This window comes from Bacillus sp. AFS059628, assembly GCF_002571225.1.
GTDB lineage: Bacteria > Bacillota > Bacilli > Bacillales > Bacillaceae_G > Bacillus_A.
This window is the reverse complement of record NZ_NVEC01000130.1, coordinates 15,290-38,676: the sequence shown is the minus strand read 5'-3', so window position 1 is coordinate 38,676 and position 23,387 is coordinate 15,290. Positions and strand designations below refer to the sequence as shown.

The 23,387-nt window shown below is 35.6% G+C and carries 22 protein-coding genes and 2 pseudogenes; 17 read left to right on the top strand and 7 right to left on the bottom strand.

What is annotated here, in order from left to right; translation table 11 throughout:
* The first annotated feature begins 268 nt into the window (after positions 1–268).
* Complete coding sequence (locus COL05_RS29945; protein ID WP_098671258.1) at positions 269–484, top strand: hypothetical protein; 216 nt, start codon at positions 269–271, stop codon at positions 482–484.
* Positions 485–612: 128 nt separating this feature from the next.
* On the opposite strand, the gene COL05_RS29940 is transcribed toward COL05_RS29945, so the two are convergent.
* Complete coding sequence (locus tag COL05_RS29940; protein WP_098671257.1) at positions 613–1,986, bottom strand: sensor histidine kinase; 1,374 nt, start codon at positions 1,984–1,986, stop codon at positions 613–615.
* Positions 1,983–2,657, bottom strand: a complete 675-nt coding sequence (locus COL05_RS29935; RefSeq protein ID WP_098671256.1) for a response regulator transcription factor — start codon at positions 2,655–2,657, stop codon at positions 1,983–1,985. The genes COL05_RS29940 and COL05_RS29935 overlap by 4 nt, the downstream gene beginning before the upstream one ends.
* A 269-nt stretch (positions 2,658–2,926) precedes the next feature.
* Here COL05_RS29935 and COL05_RS29930 point away from each other — a divergent pair, with 269 nt between their 5' ends.
* The 9 genes and pseudogenes from COL05_RS29930 (at position 2,927) to COL05_RS29880 (ending at position 11,855) form a co-directional block, all read left to right on the top strand.
* Positions 2,927–3,397, top strand: a complete 471-nt coding sequence (locus tag COL05_RS29930) for a putative periplasmic lipoprotein (RefSeq protein ID WP_098671255.1) — start codon at positions 2,927–2,929, stop codon at positions 3,395–3,397.
* Positions 3,398–3,417: 20 nt separating this feature from the next.
* On the top strand, positions 3,418–3,741 hold the full coding sequence (locus tag COL05_RS29925; RefSeq protein WP_098671254.1) for a PepSY domain-containing protein: 324 nt from the start codon (positions 3,418–3,420) through the stop codon (positions 3,739–3,741).
* 970 nt (positions 3,742–4,711) lie between these two features.
* Positions 4,712–4,996 (top strand): annotated as a pseudogene (locus COL05_RS32485) (serine hydrolase domain-containing protein); the annotation flags it as partial.
* Between the two features lie 380 nt (positions 4,997–5,376).
* Entirely contained in the window at positions 5,377–7,452 is a 2,076-nt protein-coding gene (locus tag COL05_RS29905; RefSeq protein WP_098671253.1) for a serine hydrolase domain-containing protein, read from the top strand.
* Between the two features lie 416 nt (positions 7,453–7,868).
* Positions 7,869–9,155 (top strand): APC family permease, encoded by a 1,287-nt coding sequence (locus tag COL05_RS29900; RefSeq protein ID WP_098671252.1) that lies wholly within the window; start codon positions 7,869–7,871, stop codon positions 9,153–9,155.
* Positions 9,139–9,735 carry a bifunctional transcriptional activator/DNA repair enzyme AdaA gene (locus tag COL05_RS29895; protein WP_098671251.1) on the top strand — a complete coding sequence of 199 codons (597 nt, stop codon included), beginning with the start codon at positions 9,139–9,141 and terminating at the stop codon, positions 9,733–9,735. The genes COL05_RS29900 and COL05_RS29895 overlap by 17 nt, the downstream gene beginning before the upstream one ends.
* A gap of 270 nt (positions 9,736–10,005) precedes the next feature.
* The gene (locus COL05_RS29890) at positions 10,006–10,479 is read left to right on the top strand and encodes a DUF1203 domain-containing protein (protein ID WP_098671250.1); all 474 of its coding nucleotides are present in this window, start codon (positions 10,006–10,008) and stop codon (positions 10,477–10,479) included.
* A 139-nt stretch (positions 10,480–10,618) separates the two neighbouring features.
* Positions 10,619–10,753, top strand: a complete 135-nt coding sequence (locus COL05_RS32125; RefSeq protein ID WP_257152613.1) for a hypothetical protein — start codon at positions 10,619–10,621, stop codon at positions 10,751–10,753.
* A 442-nt stretch (positions 10,754–11,195) separates the two neighbouring features.
* Positions 11,196–11,855 (top strand): protein kinase family protein, encoded by a 660-nt coding sequence (locus tag COL05_RS29880; RefSeq protein WP_098671249.1) that lies wholly within the window; start codon positions 11,196–11,198, stop codon positions 11,853–11,855.
* Between the two features lie 284 nt (positions 11,856–12,139).
* Here the strand turns inward: COL05_RS29880 and COL05_RS29875 are convergent, their stop codons facing one another.
* Positions 12,140–12,508 carry a hypothetical protein gene (locus COL05_RS29875; RefSeq protein ID WP_098671248.1) on the bottom strand — a complete coding sequence of 123 codons (369 nt, stop codon included), beginning with the start codon at positions 12,506–12,508 and terminating at the stop codon, positions 12,140–12,142.
* A gap of 114 nt (positions 12,509–12,622) precedes the next feature.
* Positions 12,623–12,976 carry a hypothetical protein gene (locus COL05_RS29870; protein WP_098671247.1) on the bottom strand — a complete coding sequence of 118 codons (354 nt, stop codon included), beginning with the start codon at positions 12,974–12,976 and terminating at the stop codon, positions 12,623–12,625.
* Between the two features lie 356 nt (positions 12,977–13,332).
* On the opposite strand from COL05_RS29870, the gene COL05_RS31615 reads away from it, so the two are divergent.
* The 3 genes from COL05_RS31615 (at position 13,333) to COL05_RS29855 (ending at position 15,079) form a co-directional block, all read left to right on the top strand.
* Positions 13,333–13,494, top strand: coding sequence for a hypothetical protein (locus COL05_RS31615; RefSeq protein ID WP_041184769.1), 162 nt, complete (start codon positions 13,333–13,335; stop codon positions 13,492–13,494).
* 297 nt (positions 13,495–13,791) lie between these two features.
* Positions 13,792–14,178 (top strand): DUF1259 domain-containing protein, encoded by a 387-nt coding sequence (locus tag COL05_RS29865; RefSeq protein ID WP_098671246.1) that lies wholly within the window; start codon positions 13,792–13,794, stop codon positions 14,176–14,178.
* Between the two features lie 289 nt (positions 14,179–14,467).
* A complete protein-coding gene (locus tag COL05_RS29855; RefSeq protein WP_098671245.1) occupies positions 14,468–15,079 on the top strand; it encodes a YwbE family protein in 612 nt (203 codons plus the stop codon).
* Positions 15,080–15,252: 173 nt separating this feature from the next.
* Here the strand turns inward: COL05_RS29855 and COL05_RS29850 are convergent, their stop codons facing one another.
* On the bottom strand, positions 15,253–15,846 hold the full coding sequence (locus tag COL05_RS29850) for a hypothetical protein (RefSeq protein WP_098671244.1): 594 nt from the start codon (positions 15,844–15,846) through the stop codon (positions 15,253–15,255).
* A 387-nt stretch (positions 15,847–16,233) separates the two neighbouring features.
* Between COL05_RS29850 and COL05_RS29845 the strand changes: the two genes are divergently transcribed.
* From COL05_RS29845 to COL05_RS29835, 3 genes are all read left to right on the top strand, one after another.
* Positions 16,234–17,712 (top strand): DHA2 family efflux MFS transporter permease subunit, encoded by a 1,479-nt coding sequence (locus COL05_RS29845; protein ID WP_098671243.1) that lies wholly within the window; start codon positions 16,234–16,236, stop codon positions 17,710–17,712.
* Between the two features lie 553 nt (positions 17,713–18,265).
* On the top strand, positions 18,266–21,463 hold the full coding sequence (gene cypD / locus COL05_RS29840) for a bifunctional P-450/NADPH--P450 reductase (protein WP_098671242.1): 3,198 nt from the start codon (positions 18,266–18,268) through the stop codon (positions 21,461–21,463).
* 372 nt (positions 21,464–21,835) lie between these two features.
* Positions 21,836–22,141, top strand: a complete 306-nt coding sequence (locus tag COL05_RS29835) for a monooxygenase (RefSeq protein ID WP_098671241.1) — start codon at positions 21,836–21,838, stop codon at positions 22,139–22,141.
* 134 nt (positions 22,142–22,275) lie between these two features.
* Here the strand turns inward: COL05_RS29835 and COL05_RS29830 are convergent.
* Positions 22,276–22,533, bottom strand: a pseudogene (locus COL05_RS29830) (DUF6241 domain-containing protein); the annotation flags it as partial.
* Between the two features lie 76 nt (positions 22,534–22,609).
* Between COL05_RS29830 and COL05_RS29825 the strand changes: the two are divergent.
* A complete protein-coding gene (locus COL05_RS29825) occupies positions 22,610–22,942 on the top strand; it encodes a DUF1904 family protein (RefSeq protein ID WP_098671239.1) in 333 nt (110 codons plus the stop codon).
* A 52-nt stretch (positions 22,943–22,994) separates the two neighbouring features.
* Here the strand turns inward: COL05_RS29825 and COL05_RS29820 are convergent, their stop codons facing one another.
* Positions 22,995–23,318: a hypothetical protein gene (locus tag COL05_RS29820; protein WP_098671238.1), complete on the bottom strand. Its 324-nt coding sequence runs from the start codon at positions 23,316–23,318 to the stop codon at positions 22,995–22,997.
* Positions 23,319–23,387: the final 69 nt, after the last annotated feature.

Genomic DNA, 23,387 nt, shown 5'->3' with positions numbered 1-23,387 from the left:
AATTCGTGGGTCAGTTCACAAAGTATGTAAATTTAATGGAGGTGTTTTTATTTGAAAACAAGAGTTCATTGCTTATAAGAAACAAAGTAAGAAGAGGTTGAGATGAAGTAACAGGTATTCCAAAAGTCAATAAAATTGACATTGAATATCATTTTCACTTATTATGGAATCATTGCATTTAATTAGACATGACTTTTTTATTCATATAATAGATTTCTAATAAGTTGTCCTATTTAATAATTTAAACGTAGGAAAGGGTAATAGAAAAATGAACTGGAAAAAAGGCGGATTATGGATAATTATTTTTTTCATTGTAAAAGGTACAATTTCAACACTGTTAATCGTTACAGGTGCTAAATATTTTGATTTATCATTTATGCAACTTTTCGTACTAATACTAGTCTTATTACTGATTTCTCTCATAAGCCGAAAATTGTTGTATAGACATAAACAAAACAAAAAGCAAAAAGAGCTAAATATATAATGAAGCCCCANNTGGGGCTTCATTATATATTTTTCCATATGCATATGAACTTAACAGAACAAAATGCAACGGTTACTTTTATATAAAGATGGAAGAATCTTTACTTTGGAGCGACAAACATTCATACATTATGCTCGTTTTTCAATTGGTAGTTTAAAAGTAAATGTACTGCCTTCTCCTAATTTACTTTCAACCGTAATTTCTCCTCCGTGTAGCTCTACAATCCATTTTACCATTGACAATCCTAAACCTGTGTTTCCAGTGCTTGAAGATGTTCGTGCTGTATCAACTCGATAGAAGCGGTCCCATATTTTCGTAATATGATGCTCGCTGATGCCTATGCCATTATCGGAGACTTTACCTATTATGTTGGTTTCATCACGGAACAGTTGCATACTCACAGTGCCGTTCGCTTTGCTATAAGCAATCGCATTCGTTAGTAAATTCATTAATAAACGCATCATCAATGTTTGATCTGCTTTTATAAACAGGTTTTCCTCTATATGAGTTGTTATATGAATCGATGCTTCTTGAACCATTAATGAAAGCTCTTCTACAACGATTTCCGTTAATTCACTCATATTAATACATTCAAATTGGAAAGTATTATGCTTTCCTTGGTCAGCTCTTGCTAATAATAAGAGTTGGGAGAGTAGCGCGGACATTTTACGTGATTGCTTTAAAATAACTTCTAACGACTCTTCCATTTCTTTCGGATTATTCCTTTGCGATAAAGCGTATTCGCATTGTGAAATAATAACAGATGTTGGTGTTCTTAATTCATGAGATGCGTCAGATGTAAATTGTTTTTCACTTTCAAATGATGTCTCCAATCGCTCAAACATTTTGTCAAAGGTTTGTGCTAAATGATACATTTCGTCTTTCGGTGAACCTTGTAAATGAATTCTCTTCGAAAGGTCTTTACCATCACTAATTTTACTAGCTGAATCACTCATTTGTTGTACAGGTCGAAACGCTCTTTGCGTAATAAAATATCCTCCCACTGCCGCAATGAGAATAAGTAATGGGAATGAGATGAGTGTTATGACAATAAGCGTATTCATCGTGGATGATAATTGGCTCATGGTCATTATTCCACGAATCCAGACTTGCTCATCGCCGCCTGCATTATGGAGAAAATCATATACAATCCATTCTTTATTACCGTCTTTAATGGTTTGTATTTCATCGGATTTAAGCGATACCTTTTTATTAAAGCTTGTTGGACTATTTCCTGCCAGCAGCTCACCTTGTTTATTATAAATGATGATATTTACTCCATCTTCTAAGGGTTCAAAATCATCGTCCATCTTTAATTGTCCATGCTTATATTCGATATCTTCCATGCTTTCTTTTACTGTGCTCTTCAATTGATCTTTCATATTAAAAAGCAAAACTTTATCTGAAGAAGTTAAAATAAAAGCTAACACGAGTGCCATAATAATTACAATTAGCCCTGTATACCACAGGGTTACTCTCATTTTGATTGATAGTTTTTTCATGATTCTACTCGCAATACGTAACCAGTTCCTCGTACTGTATGAATTAACTTCGTTTCAAACTGGCTATCAATTTTTTTACGAAGATAGCGGACGTAAACATCAATAATATTCGAGCCACCTTCATAGTCGTAATTCCACACATGTTGCTCTATTTTATCTCGTGTCAGCACAACTTCTTTATTACGAATCATATATTCTAAAATAGCAAATTCTTTACTGGAAAGAGTGATAACCTGGTCTCCTCTAGTTACTTTATGCATATTGCAATCTACCACTAGGTCAGCAATTTCAAACACATTAGATGTGTTTCCTGTATTTCTTCGCATTAACACGCGAATTCTTGCTAACAGTTCGTCAAAAGCAAATGGCTTTACTAAATAATCGTCCGCACCTAAGTCGAGTCCTGTTACGCGATCGTCAATTGTATCTTTAGCTGTAAGAAGCAAGACAGGAGTTGTATTATTGTCCACGCGTAATCGTTGTAATACTTGTAAACCATCTATTCCGGGAATCATTATGTCAAGCACAATCAAATCGTAGGTAGCCATGTTTATATAATCCAAGGCATCTTCTCCATTCCCACATGCGTCGACACTATAATGTTCTGCATTTAATCGTTTTACCAATATATTTTGTAAGTCTTGTTCATCTTCGACAATAAGAACTCGCATTAACATTCTCCTTTTTCCTTATTTATATGTATCACTATAATTCCAAAACATTAAAGAAAGATTAGAAACGATATAATTATATCATTTTACCCAGCATTAACGGGCAGTAAGACTCCTCCTTCAAAATTCGGCGAATGCGAGGGAGTTAGGGGAAGTCGGGCTACCCGTAAAAGTCTTCACTTTATTTTTTGTACATTAATCTTCCTTTAATGTTTGTTCAGTAATATAAAGGCAAGGATAAGGTGCACATGTAAAGGGAGGAAAACAGAATGAAAAAGTGGATGTTGATTGGAGCAATGTCTTGTGTATTGTTAACAGCTTGTTCTACGCAAGCTGTTAACAATACAGAAGTACAACAACTGAAGGTGGAGAATGATACATTGCAAAAAGAAAGTTCTCAACTACAACAAGAACCAATCAAAACACAAGCTACTGCGAATGATAGGAAGCAAATACAAGATTTCAAAAACGAAGTCACATCTATCGTTGAAAAGGCAAATAATACGAAACCAGTTGGATCAAAAGAAGAAAACTTAAATACGTACTTAACAGCAAAAAAAGAAATTGATCAATTAGATGACAAGATAGAACTGTCTGATAATCAGCTAGAAGCAGATTATCATGCTGGAACGATAACGATTGAACAATATAAAGCGCAAGAAAAAGAACACGATTTACTGGAAGATCAATTAGAGCAAGCAGAAAATGGACTCGAAGCAAGATTTGGAATAGATGATTAATCATGAAGGAGTGGATGAAAATGTTAAAACATAAAAAGAAAATAATAATAAGTGTAATTGCTATTTTAGTAAGTGGTATTGCGATTGTTGGTGGATATTATGGTATGGGTTACAATTATGCTAAAAAGAACGAAAACTATACAGAGAAACAAGTTCGTGAAATTGCTTTAGCTCATACAAATGGAGAAATTATGAATGTGAAAAAAGAATTCGAATTAGAAGATGACAAATTAGCACAATCTACATTTGAATATGAAGTGGAAATCAAAACACCTGATAATCTGTTAAATAGTTTAAAAGTTAGTGCTAGAACAGGTACAATAGAAATCGATAATGAGGATTAAAAAATATTGACAAATAAAATATCACGTATTTGAAAAAAATCCAATAAGCTGCCCATATGGGCAGCTTATTTACATACTTCTTGTTATCGTCTTTTTTATTCTATGGATCTATGCATTTTTATACTTTCCTATCCTGGTGCGGTTTTAGGTTTTTTGTCTGTTACTGGATTAAACGAAAAACTTTATAAAATCTTGTATACTTTTAGCGTGTTTTTTTGAAATACTGGCGGTACCCTATCGCTATCAAGCTGATCTCATACAACATCAATTATATTAGGGGGTGTTTCAGTTCTCGTTCTTTTTCATAATAAGTACTTGCCGCATTTGAAACATAGTAGGAGAACAAAGTGGAATGGCAATCAATTGCCCATACAAATGGCATTTCAATCGTTCTCGTTTTATCTTTTTACAATGATGAATATGAAATAATGACTTCCACTTATAAGAATGTGAAGAAGTGTTGATGCCGGTTGGACTGTGGTAAAGGTTGAGGGTGGAATCTAAGGGAATATCAGAGATGTGCATGAAAGGTTATTAATCTATCTTCTATGAAATCGTGGGATTATATATGCACTTATTATCCTGGAGATTTTAAAATAAAACCTACCTAATTATAGAAGTGATTTGAACGTAAGGAAATTGTAAGAAATGGATAAGAAAAAAGAAATTTTTATTGTATAGGATACAAATATAGAGAAGCGTAAAAGAGGGAGGGTAAATAGGAGATATTTATACGAAAAACAAACTAGTAATAAGACCATTCTAAATGAAAAAGTAATTTATGGTACTAACATACGTGTAAAAAAGAGAGGAGTTACTCTTGATTATGACAGAATGGTGCTTGTAAACACAAACAATATGAAGATGATCTCTGTGTAGTTAGTAAGAAATAATATACAGCCGCTCATACTATATCAATAGAGGGGAAGAGCGTCTTATGAAAATATATGGTTAACTTTCATTTGCAGATTTGGCACTTTTCATTGCCGGAACTTCTTTATTATACCTAATACTAACCAAAATTATAAAAACAGGTTCCACTCAAAATATACTTAGTTCATTACAAATAAGTACTCAACGAGATTGTAATTCCGTCGAACAAGCAAAGCGAGATACATTGCAATTTGGATACCCCGGGATACTCGCTAAAACTTCCCAAAGTAGAGAAACGTGGGGATATGCAGCTGGTGTAGCGGATATAAGAACTAAGAAATCAATAAAAACAGATTTTTGCTTTCGTATTGGAAGTGTAACGACTTAAACAATTTTTTCTTATTTGCTTGGTGGTAAATTACTGAAAGAATAGCAAATAAAACAAATACTCACTACAGTTCCTCCAGGAAAGGGAAGAATCAATGGATATGGTCTAGGAATCTATGAAATTAAACTTCCTAACGGTGTCCTGATAGGGGGACATACAGGTGGTATTCCAGAATTTGATACTTTTGCTGGAGGCGTATGTTGATTGTCAATTTGAACAGTATGAGTAGAGCCGAGAATCCTGGACTTTTTAAAAGTATTTTACTTGTTGAATTTAGACGGTAGGGATAAAGGTGGGATAGTAGTTTATGTGATGCTCGTAATTGGACAAATAAAAGAAGAAATCGATCATTTATCTAAGGAGGCATTTTTCTTATGGAAAATAAATTATATGGGGTGTTAGCCGCTACCTTGGCTCTAACGATGAGCCTACCAACAGGAGCGATAGCGTCTTCTAGCAGTAAGACTGCGGTTGTAGCTAACCAAGAAGTTGCTAGCAAAGATTTGGAGAAGATTGCTGCAGAGAACGCTGCACTACTCACGGAGTCCTATGAGACGACTAGCGTGCAGTATGCGCTGATTGATAATGGTAAGCTTATTTTGTCGGGACAGACAGGCAAGAACGACATAGAAGGGAAAGAGCCACTAACCAAAGATACTTTATACGGAATTGGTTCAACCAGTAAAGTATATACAGCTGCGGCTGTTATGAAACTAGTAGACGAAGGGAAAATTGATTTGGATGATCCTGTTGCCCGCTATATTCCTGATTTCAAAATGAAAGATAAACGATATAAGCGTATTACACCGCGTATGCTGTTGAATCACTCCTCGGGTTTGCAAGGTTCGACGTTCAATAATGCATTTTTATTTAAAGATAATGATGCTTATACCCATGATATCTTGTTGCAACAATTGTCCAACCAAAACTTGAAGGCAGATCCTGGCGCGTTCTCAGTATACTGTAATGACGGTTTTACACTGGCTGAAATCTTGGTAGAAAGGGTCAGCGGTATGAGTTTTACTGAATTTCTACATCAAAAGTTTACAGAGCCGTTAAAACTGAATCATACGATAACATCACAAGACAAATGGGAAGACGAAAAACGGGCTGGACAGTATTCTCCGACATACCAGGGACAGCTTCCAAGTGAAATGGTAAATGTGATTGGTACGGGAGGAATCTCTTCTACTGCAGAAGATGTGGTACGATTCTCACAAATATTTATGGGACAGGGAAAAGAAATTCTCTCTAATAAAGCAGTCAAGGCGATGGAACAAGAAGAATATAAAAAAGGAATGTGGCCGGGAGATAGCGGAAATGTGTTCAACTATGGTCTTGGCTGGGATAGTGTGAAACTATACCCATTCAGTGAATACGGGATAAAAGCGTTGACTAAGGGTGGGGATACGATACTGCAACATGCTACATTGGTCGTGCTTCCAGAACAGAAGATGGCAGCAGCTGTATTGTCCTCCGGCGGCTCCAGTATGACAAATCAACTGTTGGCAAATAAATTGCTGCTAGCTAGGCTTAAAGAGAAAGGGGCAATTAAGGATATAAAACCAGATAAATCCTTCGGCAAGCCAGTCAAGGCTAAAGTGCCTCAAGATGTGGTAAAAAAAGCAGGATTGTATGGAAATAGCTACAGCGGTTTCAAAGTAGAAATTACGAAGAAGGGAGAACTGTTTTTACCAACTAAACCAGAAGAAAAATATGTATATACGGCGGATGGAAGCTTTATAAATGAAAAGGGTACTTCCAAGCTTAATTTCGTCACTGAGAAGAATGGAAAAGTTTATTTGAGAGAGAGCACATATGAATTATCGCCGGGATTGGGGCAAAATGTGCTGACTCACTATTTAGCCCAAAAATTAGAAAAGAATGTGTTACCGAAGAAAACAGCTGCTGCATGGGCGAAGCGCGAGGGCGGCAAATTCTACCTCATTAACGAAAAATTTAATTCTATAAATTATCTAGGACAACAAATACCTCTTAACACACAAATTACGCTCAAAGATGGATATTGGGACGGCAAAAAAATTACAGGTCCGAATACGGCGACGCATCAAATTCAGATTCCTGTGATGAATGGACGGGATACAAAGGAAGCCCATTTCTATACAGAAGATGGTACTGAATATATGGAGATGTCCAGCTTTTTATACGTCAGTGAATCTAACGTAAAACCCCTTGATACAGGTCAATTATCGAAAGTTACACTGCAAAAAAATGGGCATGCGAAATGGTTTACGATCCCACAAGAGGCAGCAGGGAAAACGATGAATGTGGAGTTGCCATCAGGAAGTTCATTCGCGGTGTATGATGAGAATGGAGTATGCATCAATTTTACCGTTGTGAGCGGCAATAACAAAGTGAAACTACCAGAGAACGGAACGGTTGTATTTGCTGGCGCACCGAACTCAGAATTTACAGTCGCATTGAACTAGTTACAACTCGGGGTAGACTTTAATAAAACAGTATCACTTGGAAAAGATATTTTATTTGTATCTTAAGTATTCCCTTAAATGATATTACACTTAAATTCTTAGCTTAATAGCAATGGGATCCCGCCCACATTTTAACGAAAATATACGCTAAGCAAATTCCAACATAAAACGAACCGAATTTTCTACTCTTAAGAAAAATTTCGGTTCGTTTTATGGTTTCATGACAAGTTGTTTACTGAACAATAAAGTTCTTTATTGGAACAGGCTACTTTCTTCAACAATCGGGCCAGATTGTTGAAGAAGAAATATAATAAAAATGCTTTTGATTGTTTTATTAAACGAATTAAACCGCAAAAAACAAGAAGAATTCCTCTCCCTTTACTAGTACACTAAATCCTATAAAAGGGGGGGAGATCATGAACAATAAAGCCATTGGATTATTTCAAGGAATTGCGTTATACATTTCAGCTATTCTAGGATCAGGTGTCCTTTTTTTATCGGGGGTAACGGCCTCGATAGCGGGCCCTGCATCTATTGTATCCTGGTTTATCGTTATTATAATTAGTTTTCCGCTTGCTTATTCCTTTGCTAGTTTAGCACGGATATATCCTGATTCCGGTGGAGCAGCAACCTTTGTTAGAAATTCTTTTGGATATCATCTTGGCAATATCGTTGGGTGGTTTTATTTTGTAACAGCAGCAGTTGGTCAAACGATTGTATCTTTAACTGGTGCTTTTTACGTCAGTCAGGCATTTGGATTTTCGCATTTTGAAACAATTTTAATTGCCGTCTTTATTTTGGTAATTGCAGGTGTTTCCAATTATTACGGCGTAAATGTTAGTGGTAAAGTTGCATTGATTTTAAGTTCTTTATTACTGATTCTTTTAGCGTCAGCTGTATTTGTGGCGTTTCCAAGAATACAATGGGGAAATTTTACTCCCTTTGTTCCAAATGGATGGTTTTCTGTCGGGAACGCTATAACGGTTATCTTTTGGTCATTTTTCGGTTGGGAGGCGATTTGTAATCTGGCTGAGCACTTTAAAAGACCAGAAAAAGATATTGTCAAAGGAGCAGTTATTAGTGCAGTTGTCATTGGATTATTATTTTTAGCGCTAAGCCTTGTCACTATTGGAACGGCTACGTATGGCAGTCAAGAAAGTAACCTGTCTCCTATTGGTGTTATAATGGGAGATACAGTAGGCGGAGGGGCCAAAGTCGTTACAGCTGTTTTAGCTTTAATTATTTGTACAGGGACAGCGAATGCTTTTGTAGCCAGCCTAACGCAATTAGGATATTCATTAAGCAGAGATGGCGCTTTCCCAAAATTTTTCTCAAGGCTGCATGCAACTACTCAAATTCCAAGACAGATGGTATTGTTTGTTATCTGTTTTTCGGTAGCAGGTGTGTTAGTGACAAAAGCTTTGTCACTAACGTTTGATGATATTTTGTTTATACCAACTTCTCTTGGGATTCTAGTTTATGTTCTTTCAATGGCAGCAGGCGTTAAATTATTTAGGAAGAACACACCGGCATGGTGGACATCGTTAATCTCTTTCATTTTATGTTTGCTGGTGATTCCATTTTTTCAATTGTATATATTTGTTCCGTTAATTGTCGTGGCTATATATGCGAGTTATATGATTTTGAGTAATAAGATTTTCGCCTACAAGGGAGGATTAAAATCTAATGAAAGATCAAAATAACCTTTCCAGAGATACCATGTGGAAAGCAACAGTATCATGTGATTCAGCGTATGACGGGATATTCTTTTACGCAGTCAATACAACTGGAATTTTCTGTCGGCCTTCTTGCAAGTCTAAGGTTCCTAATTATGAAAATGTATCCTTTTTTTTTAATGCGCAAGAAGCTCAAAGGTCAGGATATCGCCCATGCAAAAGATGCCGATCAGATCTAAATATAAAAATATACGACCCGTTCGAATGCGTTGTGGAAGATACTATGCGATTAATAAAAAATAATTATGTTCAAAACATGTCTTTAAATGAAATTGCATCAAGGGTAGGAGTTAGTCGTTTTCATTTAAATCGGATTTTCAAAGAAAGAACAGGGTATACTCCTCGAATATATTTAGAAAGGATCAGAGTTAAGAAAGCAAAGGAACTTCTCTTGACAACGGTCTTTAATAGTACAGAGATTGGTTATCAAACAGGCTATCAAAGTGTATCTAGCTTTTATAATGCATTTAAAAGAAATACAGGATTTTCACCGAGTCAATTCCGTGCTTTCCATAGTGGAAATACCGTAAACCAAGAACTTGACTGAATTCACGTTCTTTAACAAAAGATAGCATGAACATGAATTAACAAGAGTGCTTTGTACTCATCGTATTTTTCGATAAATCATTACTGATTGATTAAAAGTAAACAACTTTGTATTGAACAATAATAAGCCATTTTTTCACTGTTATAGAATTGTAAGATTTTTAATTCAATCCTCAACAAACGGGCAGGATTAGTGAACAAGTTTTATGAACTTTAGTGGTAGCATCATTAGTGAAATGCTTTATAACAACTAATTAAGGGGGGATAGAATATGAGAAATAACTTTCAAATCGTCGCGTTACAAGAGAAGGAGTTTAATAACCTATTTCTAATGAATGAAGAAGTATTAAAAAGTATCGGGGCAGTCAAAATAATAGCAAATAAAAATCCTGGATATCCTTGCAGGATAAGTTTGAAGGATGCAGAGGTAGGAGAAGAGGTAATTTTACTGAATTACCAATATCATAGTGTTAATTCGCCGTATAAAGCAAATGGTCCTATATTTATACGAAAGGGAGCAACTACTGCTAAGCTAGATGTAAATGAAATTCCGCATATGTTACATCATAGGTATCTATCTGTACGCGGCTACAATACTGACTCAATGATTGTAGAAGCAAGGGTTACAGAAGGTGTAAATTTAAGAGAAAATATAGATGGAATTTTTGATAATAAAGAAGTAGAATATATTCACATTCTTAACGCTAAACCAGGATGCTATAACTGCCTTGTTAATAGAGTGTGAAAAAATTAAAAATGCAAACTTCTATTATCCTATAAGGGGTACCACCAATCGCTATTAGGCTACTTCAACAAACTATCCCCTAAAATGAAAAAATGCGCTATTCTTTTTGTAGAATCATAGGAAAGGATGGCGTTTTTTTATGTCTATTTCTGTATCTGATGAATTACAACTATTTGCTCAAGAGATTCAAAGTTTTTTATCTCCAAATACCTTACGGGATCTTGCTAGAGATGTTGGTTTCGTACAGCATCGATGTTCATTTTTATCGTTTTGAGGAAACTTTTTCTGTTAAGTCTATAGATTATAAAATAGAGTACTAAGCATCCGATTTGAAAGCAGATATCTTTCTTTTGGTCACCCAGGTACAGGAGAATCATTCTGTTTTGCCGATCCAGATGAAAAGTTAGGTTATGCTTATGGACAAACATAGATTTGGCATAGCTAATGAACGAAGAGAACTTGCACTAAGAAAAGCCCTTATACAGTTGCCTCTAAAAAAATGAAAATACGTAAAAAAAGTTGGAAATATTTTTTATGTTGTACGGTTTTGGGTTATGAATAGTGGAATAAATATTAAGTATTCAACAGTTCAAATAAAACGAGTCATCTTTTTATTTTAAGAAAAAAGATGACTCGTTTTATGCTAAAATTCACTTAGTGTATATTTTCGTTAAAATGTGGGTGGGACCCCTTTTAGCAAAACCGGAGTGGAAATGATGAGTATAAACAGTTTTGTGGGATTGATAAAGGACGAATTATTAAAAGAGGTAAGCATTAGAAGTGAGGATGAATTCGAGCCCGTAGTAGTTCAAGATATTCCTAGACTTTGGAAGTGTTTAGGGATGGGGAATTATGCCGCAGTATTTATGCATAAAGAATACAAAGATTGGGTAGTGAAAGTTTACGCGCGAGAAGGAGAAGGAATTGAAAAAGAGTCAGAAGTATACCGAAGAATCGGAAACCATCCTTCTTATTCAAAGCTTATATATAAAGGAGAAAATTTCATAGTATTGAAACGTTTAAAAGAAATTACCTTATACGATGCTATTCATAAGGGGATTAAAATTCCTAAGCAGGTAATCCTTGATATCAATGAAGCTTTAGAGTATGCAAGGGCACAAGGATTAACTCCTTGTGACGTTCACGGGAAAAATGTGATGATGGAAAACGGAAGAGGATATGTAGTCGATGTATCTGATTTCTTAAAAACAAAAGAAGATAGTAAGTGGAGAGACCTAGAAAAGGCATATTTTACAATTTATTTGCCCTTCATTTATAAATTTCCTTTCCCTATTAAAATACCGTATTTTATGTTAAACATTGTTAGACGTTCGTATAGAAAATATAAGAAGCTTAAAAAGAAATTCAAATTGTAAAAGGACCACAAACTTATCTTTAGGTTAGATAAGTGAACCACTAGTAAACAAAAGGACCGTACATATTAGATATATCTAATATGTACGGTCCTAATTTTATAACTTCATGAAGTAATCAGTAAGCTATACCTTTCCTTTTTCACGCAATTACTTATTTTCTTCCTCAAAACCTCTATTATTTTTCTTGTTTATTTCACAAGAATTGATGCGTTATTTGAGCTCTGTTTGGTTATACAGTGTGGTTTTACTACTCCGGGTTCTATTTGCCACACTCTTGAAGTTAATTATATTTTTCTACGTACGAAATAAAAAGATAGGGACCCCATAATAACAGGTGCAACGAAATAAAAGAAATGGGAAAAATTAAAAGGAAAAAGAAAAAGAAATGGTATAAGTGTATAGATAACTGCTTGTCCTATAAATACAGGAATTCCAAATTGAAATTCTCTACATCGTTTGATTTTCCTGTATAACACTTCCCCAATTAGACAGGCTACAAGAGCTGGTATACTACCATAAGCGACGATCATTTTAACGAATTCTAATACAACGTTCGGGTGAATAAAGCTAGGATGAGAAATATATGAAATCAAGAACCATCCAAAAATAAAAGAAAATAGACTTGTAGCATAACTAATTACAAATTTTATCAATGTTAATCATCTTCACAGTTTTCTAAGATTAACTCCATTGTGTGAGATGAAATCCTAGTATTGGTAGCGAGAAAAAAGCGGATCCCTACTCTAAAAAGGCATCCACTCGTCCTTCTATACTTGTTTTATTTTCTTTGCTCTAGCAAACTTCCAAAAAGCTGCAAGTAGTATGAGCAGCGGTATTCCCTGAATAAAGAGAAATCCTCCCAAAAAATAAAGTACACGACTAACTAGAGGAGGAGCTGTTGCCGACTCACCCGCGAAATAAGCCCCATAATTAGCCGCTACACCTGCATAATCAGTTATCCCACCTATAAGAAAAGCCGCTGGAATTATGATTAAATTTATCCCTAAACAGATCATTATTGAAGATAGGTTTTTAGCCTTAATTTTTGGTGAAACAGACAAGAAAAATAAGAATATTGCAGTGCCGTTTATAAGAAGTAGTGTTATCACAAAAATTCCCATAATATCCCTCCATGATTTTAATTGTACCATCAGCAAGGATAACTTTGTGTAAATTTGGATGGATAGGGTGTTCATGTGAGGTTAACGTAACGTCTCATTAACAGTAGTCAATGATGCATATAATTTTCGTTTTTGCTTTCTTTTCTGAGCTGGATAGCGGTGGGGTGAGTCATAAATTGTGGAACACATTCTTAAGTTATTTAATATGAAAAAATGAAATTCTCCTTCTGCAATTCATTCGAATTGGCCAACCATCGCATCTTTTGAATAAAATTAAGCAAAACAATTTACCATCCTATGCAAGAAAGTTGAGGTAGCTAAAAGCATATGCTTTATTGAAGGGATGTGATTGAACTATGGAGCGACCGAATTGGGGAATTGGAGGATTAGTATTCGTTGGCTGCATGTTTCTTGGCGGAGGAGTGGGATCTATGTTAGGTAATGCCCAAACTGGATGGTTAATAGGTATGGGTGTTGGATTTCTTGGGATGGCTTTAACGAGACTGGTTAGAAAGTGATATAACCGGATTCAGCTTCCAGTAAATAAGGTAATATGTATGTAATACATGGCATAATAACTTTATAAATTATAATTAGAACCTTCTCTTTTCTAAATTTCTCCATACATAGATATGATTCTCGAGTTGGAGTATGGCACCTTAGGGTGTTTTTTTTATGCTCTTTAAAAATGCCTTACCACATAATAGACTTCGTTAGATTCCGATAATCTTTTTTGTAATAGTATAGATTCATTACCGTTTCAGACTTAAGTATTCATTCATAACCTAACAGTAAAAGGGGGGAGGATTCAAGGTATGGCGCTTAATGATGAATTAATTTGTCAACAGTTTGCAAGAATTATCGGTGGTCAAGCAGGATTCGCCGGTGGGAAATGTGTGGCAACAATAAATCGGGATGAAATACATGCAACTATTTTAGGGAAACGTTTTAGAGTAACAACTTCTTTCTCGTTTGAATCACGAGATAATAAAACTGGACGAGCATTATGTCTAGGCCGGGTAGCGCTCTTGCAGAAGGAAGTTACTGAATTTGTTGCTACAATTATTAAACAGGGAATTATCGTTTCGTCTATACACAATGAGTGGTTATGTGATGATCCAAATTTAATTTACGTTAATATTGAAGACGTTGATGATCCGCTAAGTTTCGCAAGGAAAGTTAGACGAGCGTTATGCAGTTAACCGATTTTTTTAGTTAAATGTGCAATAGAAAAGGATCTTCAATCGAAAGATCCTTTTATGCATAAGATGAAGGTTTTTCCTTTTGTTTCATTAATTAAGTCTAATTGACTAGCAAACGAACGTAATTTCTGTGCACGAATCGATATAATAATAATCTTCGCTTTTATTTTAGAGTCAGTCTTTTAGTAGAAATTACATATATACGACAAATTGCGACAAAGAAATACATATACTTTTGTTATGCTATGAAAGTTATTGATTTGTAATGTATATATAGGAGGATTTTTAAATGTTAAAGAAATTGTTATTATGTGTACTTATGAGCTTGTGTGTAATGGCTTTAAGTGCTTGTAAAGGTGATGAAGAAAAAGTAAAAGTAGCATCAGATGAGCAAAAAATAGATGAAGATAAAAAAGTAGCGGAGGAAGAAAAACGTAAGCAAGAAGAGCAGCAAAGAGTAGAGGAAGAGAAGCGTAAGCAAGAAGAGCAGCAAAGAGTAGAGGAAGAGAAGCGTAAACAAGAAGAGCAACAAAGAGCAGAAGAAGAGAAGCGTAAGCAAGAAGAGCAGCAAAGAGCAGAAGAAGAAGAGAAGCGTAAGCAAGAAGAGCAGCAAAGAGTAGAAGAAGAACATAAACAACAAGAGCAGAAGACTCAGCAACAACAGTCTATACAGCAAGAGAGAACACAAAAACAAGAAAAAACAACACAAGCAACTGGTGGGAAACCGACAAAATCACAAATTTTAGTTGGTTCACATGTAGTTATTCAATTAGATAATGATTATAGTAAAACTGTAAGTGGCGTTGTGAAAGACATTTTGACACATAGTGAAACACATACATACGGCATTAAAGTTCGATTACAAGATGGACAAATTGGCCGTGTTCAAAGTGTTAATTAGTGAAAAAAGATTTGACTACTTTTCAAAGAAATAAACACTACAAAAAATCGGTTCTTTCGTAAAGGAATCGATTTTTTGTAATTTGAAAGGAAGGGAAACGAACTTGGAGGGAGTACTGGAACCATACAATACATACATTGAGGGGCATGTTTGAATCTACCTACTCTAATTAATTAAAAGAAGAACTTCCCCATACCCATTAGACTACTAAGCATTCCGATTCCATTCATGGTGCCTTTTCCTAATGTAAGTAAGTTTCCAAACATTCCTGGCTGACCATTACTCCCCCATCCTATAGGACTTACCTGTCCTCCCCATCCTGGAGGAATTCCTAAAATACTCCAGTTATTATTGGTATTAAATTTAAAAGCTTTAGCTGGTGGCGATAGTAAAGCGGGGAGATGACCTTGTGCGAACATCCCTGAATGATTGAATGGTTGAGCCCAGGGTAAGGGAGGTTTTTGGAAATTACCTACATGGCCTTGTAATGGAGTCCAATTAGCGGAATGTCCTTGTGGCATCATCCCTGCATAATGGATTGGCTGACCTAAAGAGAAGGGAGGAATTTGAGGATTGAAACTTGTATAATTGGCTGGCGAATCCCAACTAAATGGATAGACCCGATAACTCCAATTCTCAGGAATCTTCAAATCATTCATTCCCTCAGCTTTAGCTATTTGGGACTGTAAATATGATGAAGACATTGCAATTTGGTTCGTATATTGCTCACTGTTGCCCTCTGAATTCAAATACCAATATTGGTACATAAGTTTATTCCCCTCACTTTAAAAATGTAATGTTAGATTTAGCCTATGTAATATTCCTTTTTATGGATGGTTACATAACTAGATTTACAAGCCTGTATTTAAAGGAATTGGTGTATGGTCTTGTTGATTTATCTCACTATTTGTGGGCAAGAAGACAACTCCACCTCAAAATGTAAGCTAATTTAATTTCGGTTAACAAACGCGTTTATGAACGTTTGATCAATAAAAAAGATTTTCAGATGTAACGTTGAGCAAGTAGAATTACTAAAAAGAGAATATCCAGTTGAAGAGTATGGCAAAATACTGCAAGGATAATATATTCTTGTGCAGATATGAAAACAATTTAAACGAATTAATGGAATATATAATGAAGGGGTAAATGAATATATGAGTGAAACATTACATAAAAGAAAGCCACCATATTTAATGCTTGTAATCCTTTTTATTGGAGCATTTGTTTCATTTCTAAATAACTCGCTTTTAAATGTAGCCTTGCCATCGATAATGAAGGATTTAGACATTCAAGATTATTCAACCATTCAGTGGCTTTCTACAGGGTATATGCTTGTAAGTGGTATATTAATTCCAGCATCAGCATTTTTAATAACCCGCTTCTCCAATAGGAGCTTATTTATTACATCTATGTTGATCTTTATTCTTGGTACGGGCTTAGCGGCTTTAGCACCGAACTTTGGTTTATTACTGACTGGCCGAATGGTTCAAGCAGCAGGTTCTTCAGTCATGGGGCCTTTGTTAATGAATATTATGCTAGTAAGCTTTCCAAGGGAAAAAAGGGGAACAGCAATGGGGATTTTTGGGTTAGTTATGATTACAGCCCCAGCAATTGGACCGACACTATCGGGTTATATTGTAGAGTATTATGACTGGCGTTTGCTTTTTGAAATGATATTACCATTAGCAATCATTAGCTTACTGTTAGGGATTTGGAAATCGGAAAATGTCATGAAGCAAAATAAAAATGCAAAACTTGATTATCTCTCATTATTATTATCTTCTGTCGGTTTTGGCGGTCTGTTGTATGGATTCAGTTCTGCAAGTTCCGATGGTTGGACGAATAAAGTTGTTTTAACAACCTTAATCATAGGCGCTATTGCCCTAATTGCTTTCATTATCCGTCAATTAAAAATGAATGAACCGTTATTGGATTTACGTGTTTACAAGTACCCAATGTTTGCGCTTGCGTCTGTAATTGCAATTGTCAACGCAGTGGCCATGTTTTCGGGTATGATTTTAACCCCAGCTTATGTACAAAACGTCCGCGGTATTTCGCCGCTGAGCTCTGGGCTGATGATGCTTCCAGGTGCGGTAATAATGGGGATTATGTCACCAATTACAGGTAAACTATTTGATAAATATGGCCCTCGTATTCTTGGTATAGTAGGACTTTCCATTACAGCCGTTTCAACTTATATGCTGGCAAACCTGCAACTCGACTCTAGTCACACACATATTATTCTTATTTATACACTGCGGATGTTTGGGATGGCGATGGTGATGATGCCGCTTATGACAAATGGTCTTAATCAATTGCCAACTCGCTTAAATCCGCATGGTACAGCTGTTAATAATACAGCTCAACAAGTGTCCGGTTCAATTGGTACTGCTATTCTTGTTACGATTATGAATTCTGTAACAAAAACAAAAGCTGAAAGTTTAATGGTTGATGTAGATCCAACAACCTTCACAGAAGCTACGAAGGCAATGTTAACTCAGAAGGCTTTATTATCCGGAATTCAATATTCGTTCTATGTAGCGCTTGGCATGAATATTGTTGCACTACTATTAGTTTTTTTCGTGAAACGTGTAGATACAAGTGCGGAAGCTGTCGAGAGGTTAAATCGGTAGAGAAAAATAAAACTTTAGATCATGATTCTTATAAGTTTTTACTGTTTAGTTAGACTATGAAGAAATGCGAATTTCTGCTGCTAAGGCGCTGGTCTTTAAAGCTGAAAAAGAACCACTGAAATAATTATATATAGTAAAAAGGATCTGATATTCATATCAGATCCTTTTTTATTAGCAACACAGTATACTTATTTATCTTATTTGTTTGAATTGACATGAGAAACTACTGCTTTTCCTAATACTACAACCTTTAGCTTTCAATTTCTGATACACATTATCATAATACACTTCATTTTCATTTAGTATTTTTTCTGCAAGTTATACATGTAATAGCAACAAACAAATTAGGTTACGAATCTTATAAGCAATATCATAATCGTGAATAGTTAGGGAAAAGATAAAATAAGGTAATCAATTACATAGCTTTATCCCAGGCGATTCATTGTTTATTGAATGGGATATTTTATCCCGCTTTAATGGGCAGTAAGACCCCCACCTCAAAATGCAGCNNAAAGTTTCACTTTATTTCATGCTTTTTGAAAGGGTGTTTTTAATGGATAAAAAAGTATCTGCCATTCCTCAGCCGAAAACATATGGATTGCTGGGGAATCTCCCATTAATCGATAAAGATAAACCGACCTTATCTTTTATCAAGATAGCGGAAGAGTATGGTCCCATTTTTCAAATTCAAACTTTAAGTGATACCATCATTGTCGTTTCTGGACATGAACTGGTAGCAGAAGTCTGTGACGAAACACGGTTCGATAAAAGTATAGAGGGTGCTTTAGCGAAAGTTCGCGCCTTTGCTGGAGACGGATTATTTACAAGCGAGACTCATGAGCCTAACTGGAAAAAAGCTCATAATATTTTGATGCCTACATTCAGCCAACGAGCAATGAAAGATTATCATGCTATGATGGTCGATCTTGCCGTACAACTCGTTCAAAAATGGGCACGGCTTAATCCGAATGAAAGCGTAGATGTACCGGAGGATATGACTCGCCTTACATTGGATACAATTGGTTTATGTGGTTTTAATTATCGATTTAATAGCTTTTATCGTGAGACCCCTCATCCTTTTATTACTAGCATGAGCCGTGCTCTAGATGAGGCGATGCACCAATTACAGCGGCTGGATATAGAAGACAAACTCATGTGGAGAACGAAACGTCAATTTCAGCATGATATTCAATCTATGTTTTCTTTAGTAGATAATATTATTGCTGAACGTAAAAGTAGTGGAAATCAGGAAGAAAATGATTTGCTTTCTCGTATGTTAAATGTGCAGGATCCGGAAACTGGAGAAAAATTAGATGATGAAAATATTCGTTTCCAAATTATCACTTTCTTAATAGCTGGGCATGAAACAACAAGTGGATTATTATCTTTTGCAATCTATTTTTTATTAAAGAATCCAGATAAATTGAAAAAAGCCTATGAAGAAGTAGATCGGGTTTTGACAGATCCTACTCCAACATACCAACAAGTTATGAAACTTAAGTATATCCGGATGATTTTAAATGAATCGCTACGTCTATGGCCTACAGCTCCAGCATTCAGTCTCTATGCAAAAGAAGATACAGTGATTGGTGGGAAATATCCAATTAAGAAAGGAGAAGATCGTATTTCTGTTCTTATTCCACAGTTACATAGAGATAAAGACGCGTGGGGAGACAACGTGGAAGAATTCCAACCTGAACGATTTGAAGAGCTGGATAAGGTTCCTCATCACGCTTATAAGCCATTTGGAAATGGTCAACGGGCATGTATCGGTATGCAGTTTGCACTTCATGAAGCTACACTCGTAATGGGAATGCTTCTTCAACATTTTGAATTCATTGATTATCAAGACTATCAGCTGGACGTAAAACAAACATTAACGCTAAAGCCTGGTGATTTTAAAATTAGGATTCTACCCCGAAATCAAACTATTAGCCATACTACTGTTCTTGCGCCTACAGAGGAGAAATTGAAAAACCATGAAACCAAGCAGCAAGTTCAGAAGACTCCTTCTATTATTGGGGCCGATAATCTTTCGCTTCTTGTTTTGTATGGATCGGATACAGGGGTAGCAGAAGGCATTGCAAGAGAACTAGCAGATACAGCTAGTTTAGAAGGTGTTCAAACGGAAGTGGTAGCTCTTAACGATCGAATTGGAAGTCTACCGAAAGAAGGAGCGGTTCTTATTGTAACTTCTTCTTATAATGGAAAGCCGCCAAGTAATGCAGGACAATTTGTGCAGTGGTTGGAAGAATTAAAACCGGATGAGCTAAAAGGTGTTCAATACGCAGTTTTTGGTTGTGGAGATCATAATTGGGCGAGTACTTATCAACGAATTCCAAGATACATTGATGAGCAAATGGCTCAAAAAGGAGCAACAAGATTTTCTAAACGCGGGGAAGCGGATGCAAGTGGTGATTTCGAGGAACAGCTCGAGCAATGGAAACAAAGCATGTGGTCTGATGCGATGAAGGCATTTGGATTGGAACTTAACAAAAACATGGAGAAAGAACGCAGTACATTAAGTTTACAATTTGTTAGTCGTCTTGGAGGATCTCCTCTTGCGCGAACATATGAAGCAGTTTATGCATCTATAGTAGAAAATCGTGAACTTCAATCATCTAGCAGTGAAAGAAGCACGCGACATATTGAGATATCCTTGCCAGAAGGCGCTACGTATAAAGAAGGAGACCACCTTGGGGTGCTGCCAATTAATAGTGAGAAAAATGTCAACCGAATTTTAAAACGCTTTGGATTAAACGGAAAGGATCAAGTCATATTGAGCGCGAGTGGGCGCACTGTAAATCATATACCTTTAGACAGTCCTGTTCGTTTATATGACCTTCTTAGTTATAGTGTTGAAGTGCAAGAAGCAGCCACTCGAGCACAAATACGAGAAATGGTGACATTCACAGCATGCCCTCCTCATAAAAAGGAATTGGAATCGTTATTGGAAGAGGGAATTTATCAAGAACAAATATTAAAGAAACGTATTTCAATGTTGGATCTTCTTGAAAAGTATGAGGCTTGTGAAATCCGATTTGAACGTTTTTTAGAACTTCTTCCGGCGCTCAAACCGCGTTACTATTCAATTTCAAGCTCTCCACTCGTTGCACAGGATCGTCTGAGCATTACGGTCGGTGTTGTGAATGTGCCTGCATGGAGTGGGGAAGGGACATATGAAGGAGTCGCTTCTAATTATTTAGCTCAGCGTCATAATAAAGATGAGATTATCTGTTTCATTCGAACGCCACAATCAAACTTTCAATTACCTGAAAATCCAGAAACACCAATTATCATGGTTGGACCAGGTACTGGAATTGCACCATTCCGTGGATTCTTGCAAGCACGTCGCGTTCAAAAGCAAAAAGGTATGAACTTAGGACAAGCACATCTATATTTTGGTTGTCGTCATCCTGAAAAGGATTATCTCTATCGTACAGAATTAGAAAATGATGAAAGAGATGGATTAATCTCTTTACACACAGCTTTTTCTCGCCTAGAAGGACATCCTAAAACATATGTACAGCATTTAATAAAACAAGATAGAATCAATTTAATTTCGTTATTAGATAATGGAGCTCATCTTTATATATGTGGTGATGGAAGTAAAATGGCTCCGGATGTAGAAGATACCCTTTGTCAAGCCTATCAAGAAATTCATGAAGTCAGTGAACAAGAAGCAAGGAATTGGTTGGAACGTGTGCAAGATGAAGGGCGATATGGAAAAGATGTTTGGGCTGGTATATGAATTTTTCTTAATTGGATAAGTAATATGTAACTAATGAACTTCTTTTGAATAATTGTTGATTTAAATAATAAACTTATTTATAAAAATCCCGTATTTTTATTGAATACGGGATTTTCTTATTTTTAATAAGCTGGAATGATAATGTAGAAAAAGAAAAATCTCATATGAAACCAAGGCAACATAATCTTAATTTGAAGGGCATGGTGTTAACCAATTTCTTGAGTGATTTGAAATTTAAACCTTTGCGCACTGGCTGAACAGTTTTTAGCACAGTGTCGAATTGATGGGGGATAGGTATACCGTCTATAACCGCTTGAATGAATCTTGCCGTAGAAAAAACAATAGGTAATTTATAAATAGGAGTGAGTGAAAATGGCATATTTATTACAGGTTGATTTTCCGTTTGAAGGTCCTTTTGGTGAAGAAATGGAAAAGGCATTTTGGGATTTAGCAAAAAGTATTAATGAAGAAGACGGATTCCATTGGAAAATATGGACGGAGAATGAAGAAACGAAAGAAGCTGGAGGCATCTATGTATTCGAAGAAAAACAAGATGCTGAAAAATACGCCGAAATGCACAAAAATAGACTTCAAGCATCTGGTATTAAAGATATTAGAGTAAGAATTTTTCACATCAATGATAAGTTAACGAAACTGAATCATGGTTATAGTAAATAATAAGGGACACGTAATTCAAAAAAGAAGGGGATAAGCCCTTCTTTTTTTGAATTGATGCTACAGAAAGAATAGCGTTTTTTTAATTATAGGAGCATCTCTATTTGATAGTTTAATACCGATGTGACAATACCTCATTATTGTTTTTCAGACTTCCCTTGTTCTAGAATGTATGCTTCTTCTTGTTCCGATGTCGCTAATTCGTATGCTTGACCAGTGCTGTTATTATCCAATTCCCATAATAAATTATGCTCCTCAACGGATTGAGAGAAATCGCCTTCATACCAACGAACCAAAATCTTGAGGTACTGTTCTTTATGTTGTAAGGTTCCACTATTACTTTCATCAATTACTCGACGTACTGCTTCGATGTTTTCTGGAGTCATTGAAATGTACGAATAGATGTTAGTGCAGCAAAATAAATTGTGTTATGATATGAGGAAATATAAGCTATGTAACGGAGGGAATAACATGCCGCATGTTGTGTTTCGTGGAATTACTACTGAACAATTAAAAAGCATAAGCAAGCCATTAGTAGAAGAACTCGCAGATATCTGTGAGTGTGGTACGGATAATTTCACCTTGGAACTACCAAGTTCTACGTTTGTATTCGATGGAGAAGAAATAGAAGCGTTTCCTCTTGTTGAAGTGAAATGGTTCGAGCGTGGACAGGAAATTCGTGATCGATTTGCCAAGGCTATTACTACATATGTAATGGATTTTGGACTTCCAGAAGTAGAGGTTGTATTTACGGTTTTCACAGAATCAGCGTATTATATTAACGGGAAGCATTGTGCAAGTTAGAGCTATTGGAAAGATTTTTATAACATTAAGAAAAGAAATAGGAGAGAATATCCTATTTCTTTTTATTTCTATAATAAAATATGAATACTAAATCCAAAGTAATGATAATAATTAGAAGTGATAAGTGTATAAGTGCATCAGTTTTCCCGTTTAATAAAGACTTTATAAAGAAATCCCATTCTGTTTCATAGGGAGGCTCTACCCAATTTCGTTGCATTCCTAAAGCTATTCCATTTATGAAAAAGATAATACTTAATAGAATTCTTCCAATAAATACGGCAGCTACTTTTAAATTCCAATGCTTTATCTTAATTACATACAGAATAGGGAATAGTATAAGTATCCAAAAAATAATAATATAGATTGTATTTATCATTCTTTACTCCTCATAAAATGCTTGTTTTTAACCCGCAAAATAAAGGTTTACTTTATCCCGCTTTAATGG

What these genes read in the sequence shown, in the direction of transcription:
- COL05_RS29945 (WP_098671258.1), top strand. Translation starts at nt 269, where the DNA reads ATGAACTGGAAAAAAGGCGGATTATGGATAATTATTTTTTTCATTGTA.
- COL05_RS29940 (WP_098671257.1), bottom strand. Translation starts at nt 1,986, where the DNA reads ATGAAAAAACTATCAATCAAAATGAGAGTAACCCTGTGGTATACAGGG.
- COL05_RS29935 (WP_098671256.1), bottom strand. Translation starts at nt 2,657, where the DNA reads ATGCGAGTTCTTATTGTCGAAGATGAACAAGACTTACAAAATATATTG.
- COL05_RS29930 (WP_098671255.1), top strand. Translation starts at nt 2,927, where the DNA reads ATGAAAAAGTGGATGTTGATTGGAGCAATGTCTTGTGTATTGTTAACA.
- COL05_RS29925 (WP_098671254.1), top strand. Translation starts at nt 3,418, where the DNA reads ATGTTAAAACATAAAAAGAAAATAATAATAAGTGTAATTGCTATTTTA.
- COL05_RS29905 (WP_098671253.1), top strand. Translation starts at nt 5,377, where the DNA reads ATGGAAAATAAATTATATGGGGTGTTAGCCGCTACCTTGGCTCTAACG.
- COL05_RS29900 (WP_098671252.1), top strand. Translation starts at nt 7,869, where the DNA reads ATGAACAATAAAGCCATTGGATTATTTCAAGGAATTGCGTTATACATT.
- COL05_RS29895 (WP_098671251.1), top strand. Translation starts at nt 9,139, where the DNA reads ATGAAAGATCAAAATAACCTTTCCAGAGATACCATGTGGAAAGCAACA.
- COL05_RS29890 (WP_098671250.1), top strand. Translation starts at nt 10,006, where the DNA reads ATGAGAAATAACTTTCAAATCGTCGCGTTACAAGAGAAGGAGTTTAAT.
- COL05_RS32125 (WP_257152613.1), top strand. Translation starts at nt 10,619, where the DNA reads ATGTCTATTTCTGTATCTGATGAATTACAACTATTTGCTCAAGAGATT.
- COL05_RS29880 (WP_098671249.1), top strand. Translation starts at nt 11,196, where the DNA reads ATGAGTATAAACAGTTTTGTGGGATTGATAAAGGACGAATTATTAAAA.
- COL05_RS29870 (WP_098671247.1), bottom strand. Translation starts at nt 12,976, where the DNA reads ATGGGAATTTTTGTGATAACACTACTTCTTATAAACGGCACTGCAATA.
- COL05_RS31615 (WP_041184769.1), top strand. Translation starts at nt 13,333, where the DNA reads ATGGAGCGACCGAATTGGGGAATTGGAGGATTAGTATTCGTTGGCTGC.
- COL05_RS29865 (WP_098671246.1), top strand. Translation starts at nt 13,792, where the DNA reads ATGGCGCTTAATGATGAATTAATTTGTCAACAGTTTGCAAGAATTATC.
- COL05_RS29855 (WP_098671245.1), top strand. Translation starts at nt 14,468, where the DNA reads ATGTTAAAGAAATTGTTATTATGTGTACTTATGAGCTTGTGTGTAATG.
- COL05_RS29850 (WP_098671244.1), bottom strand. Translation starts at nt 15,846, where the DNA reads ATGTACCAATATTGGTATTTGAATTCAGAGGGCAACAGTGAGCAATAT.
- COL05_RS29845 (WP_098671243.1), top strand. Translation starts at nt 16,234, where the DNA reads ATGAGTGAAACATTACATAAAAGAAAGCCACCATATTTAATGCTTGTA.
- cypD (WP_098671242.1), top strand. Translation starts at nt 18,266, where the DNA reads ATGGATAAAAAAGTATCTGCCATTCCTCAGCCGAAAACATATGGATTG.
- COL05_RS29835 (WP_098671241.1), top strand. Translation starts at nt 21,836, where the DNA reads ATGGCATATTTATTACAGGTTGATTTTCCGTTTGAAGGTCCTTTTGGT.
- COL05_RS29825 (WP_098671239.1), top strand. Translation starts at nt 22,610, where the DNA reads ATGCCGCATGTTGTGTTTCGTGGAATTACTACTGAACAATTAAAAAGC.
- COL05_RS29820 (WP_098671238.1), bottom strand. Translation starts at nt 23,318, where the DNA reads ATGATAAATACAATCTATATTATTATTTTTTGGATACTTATACTATTC.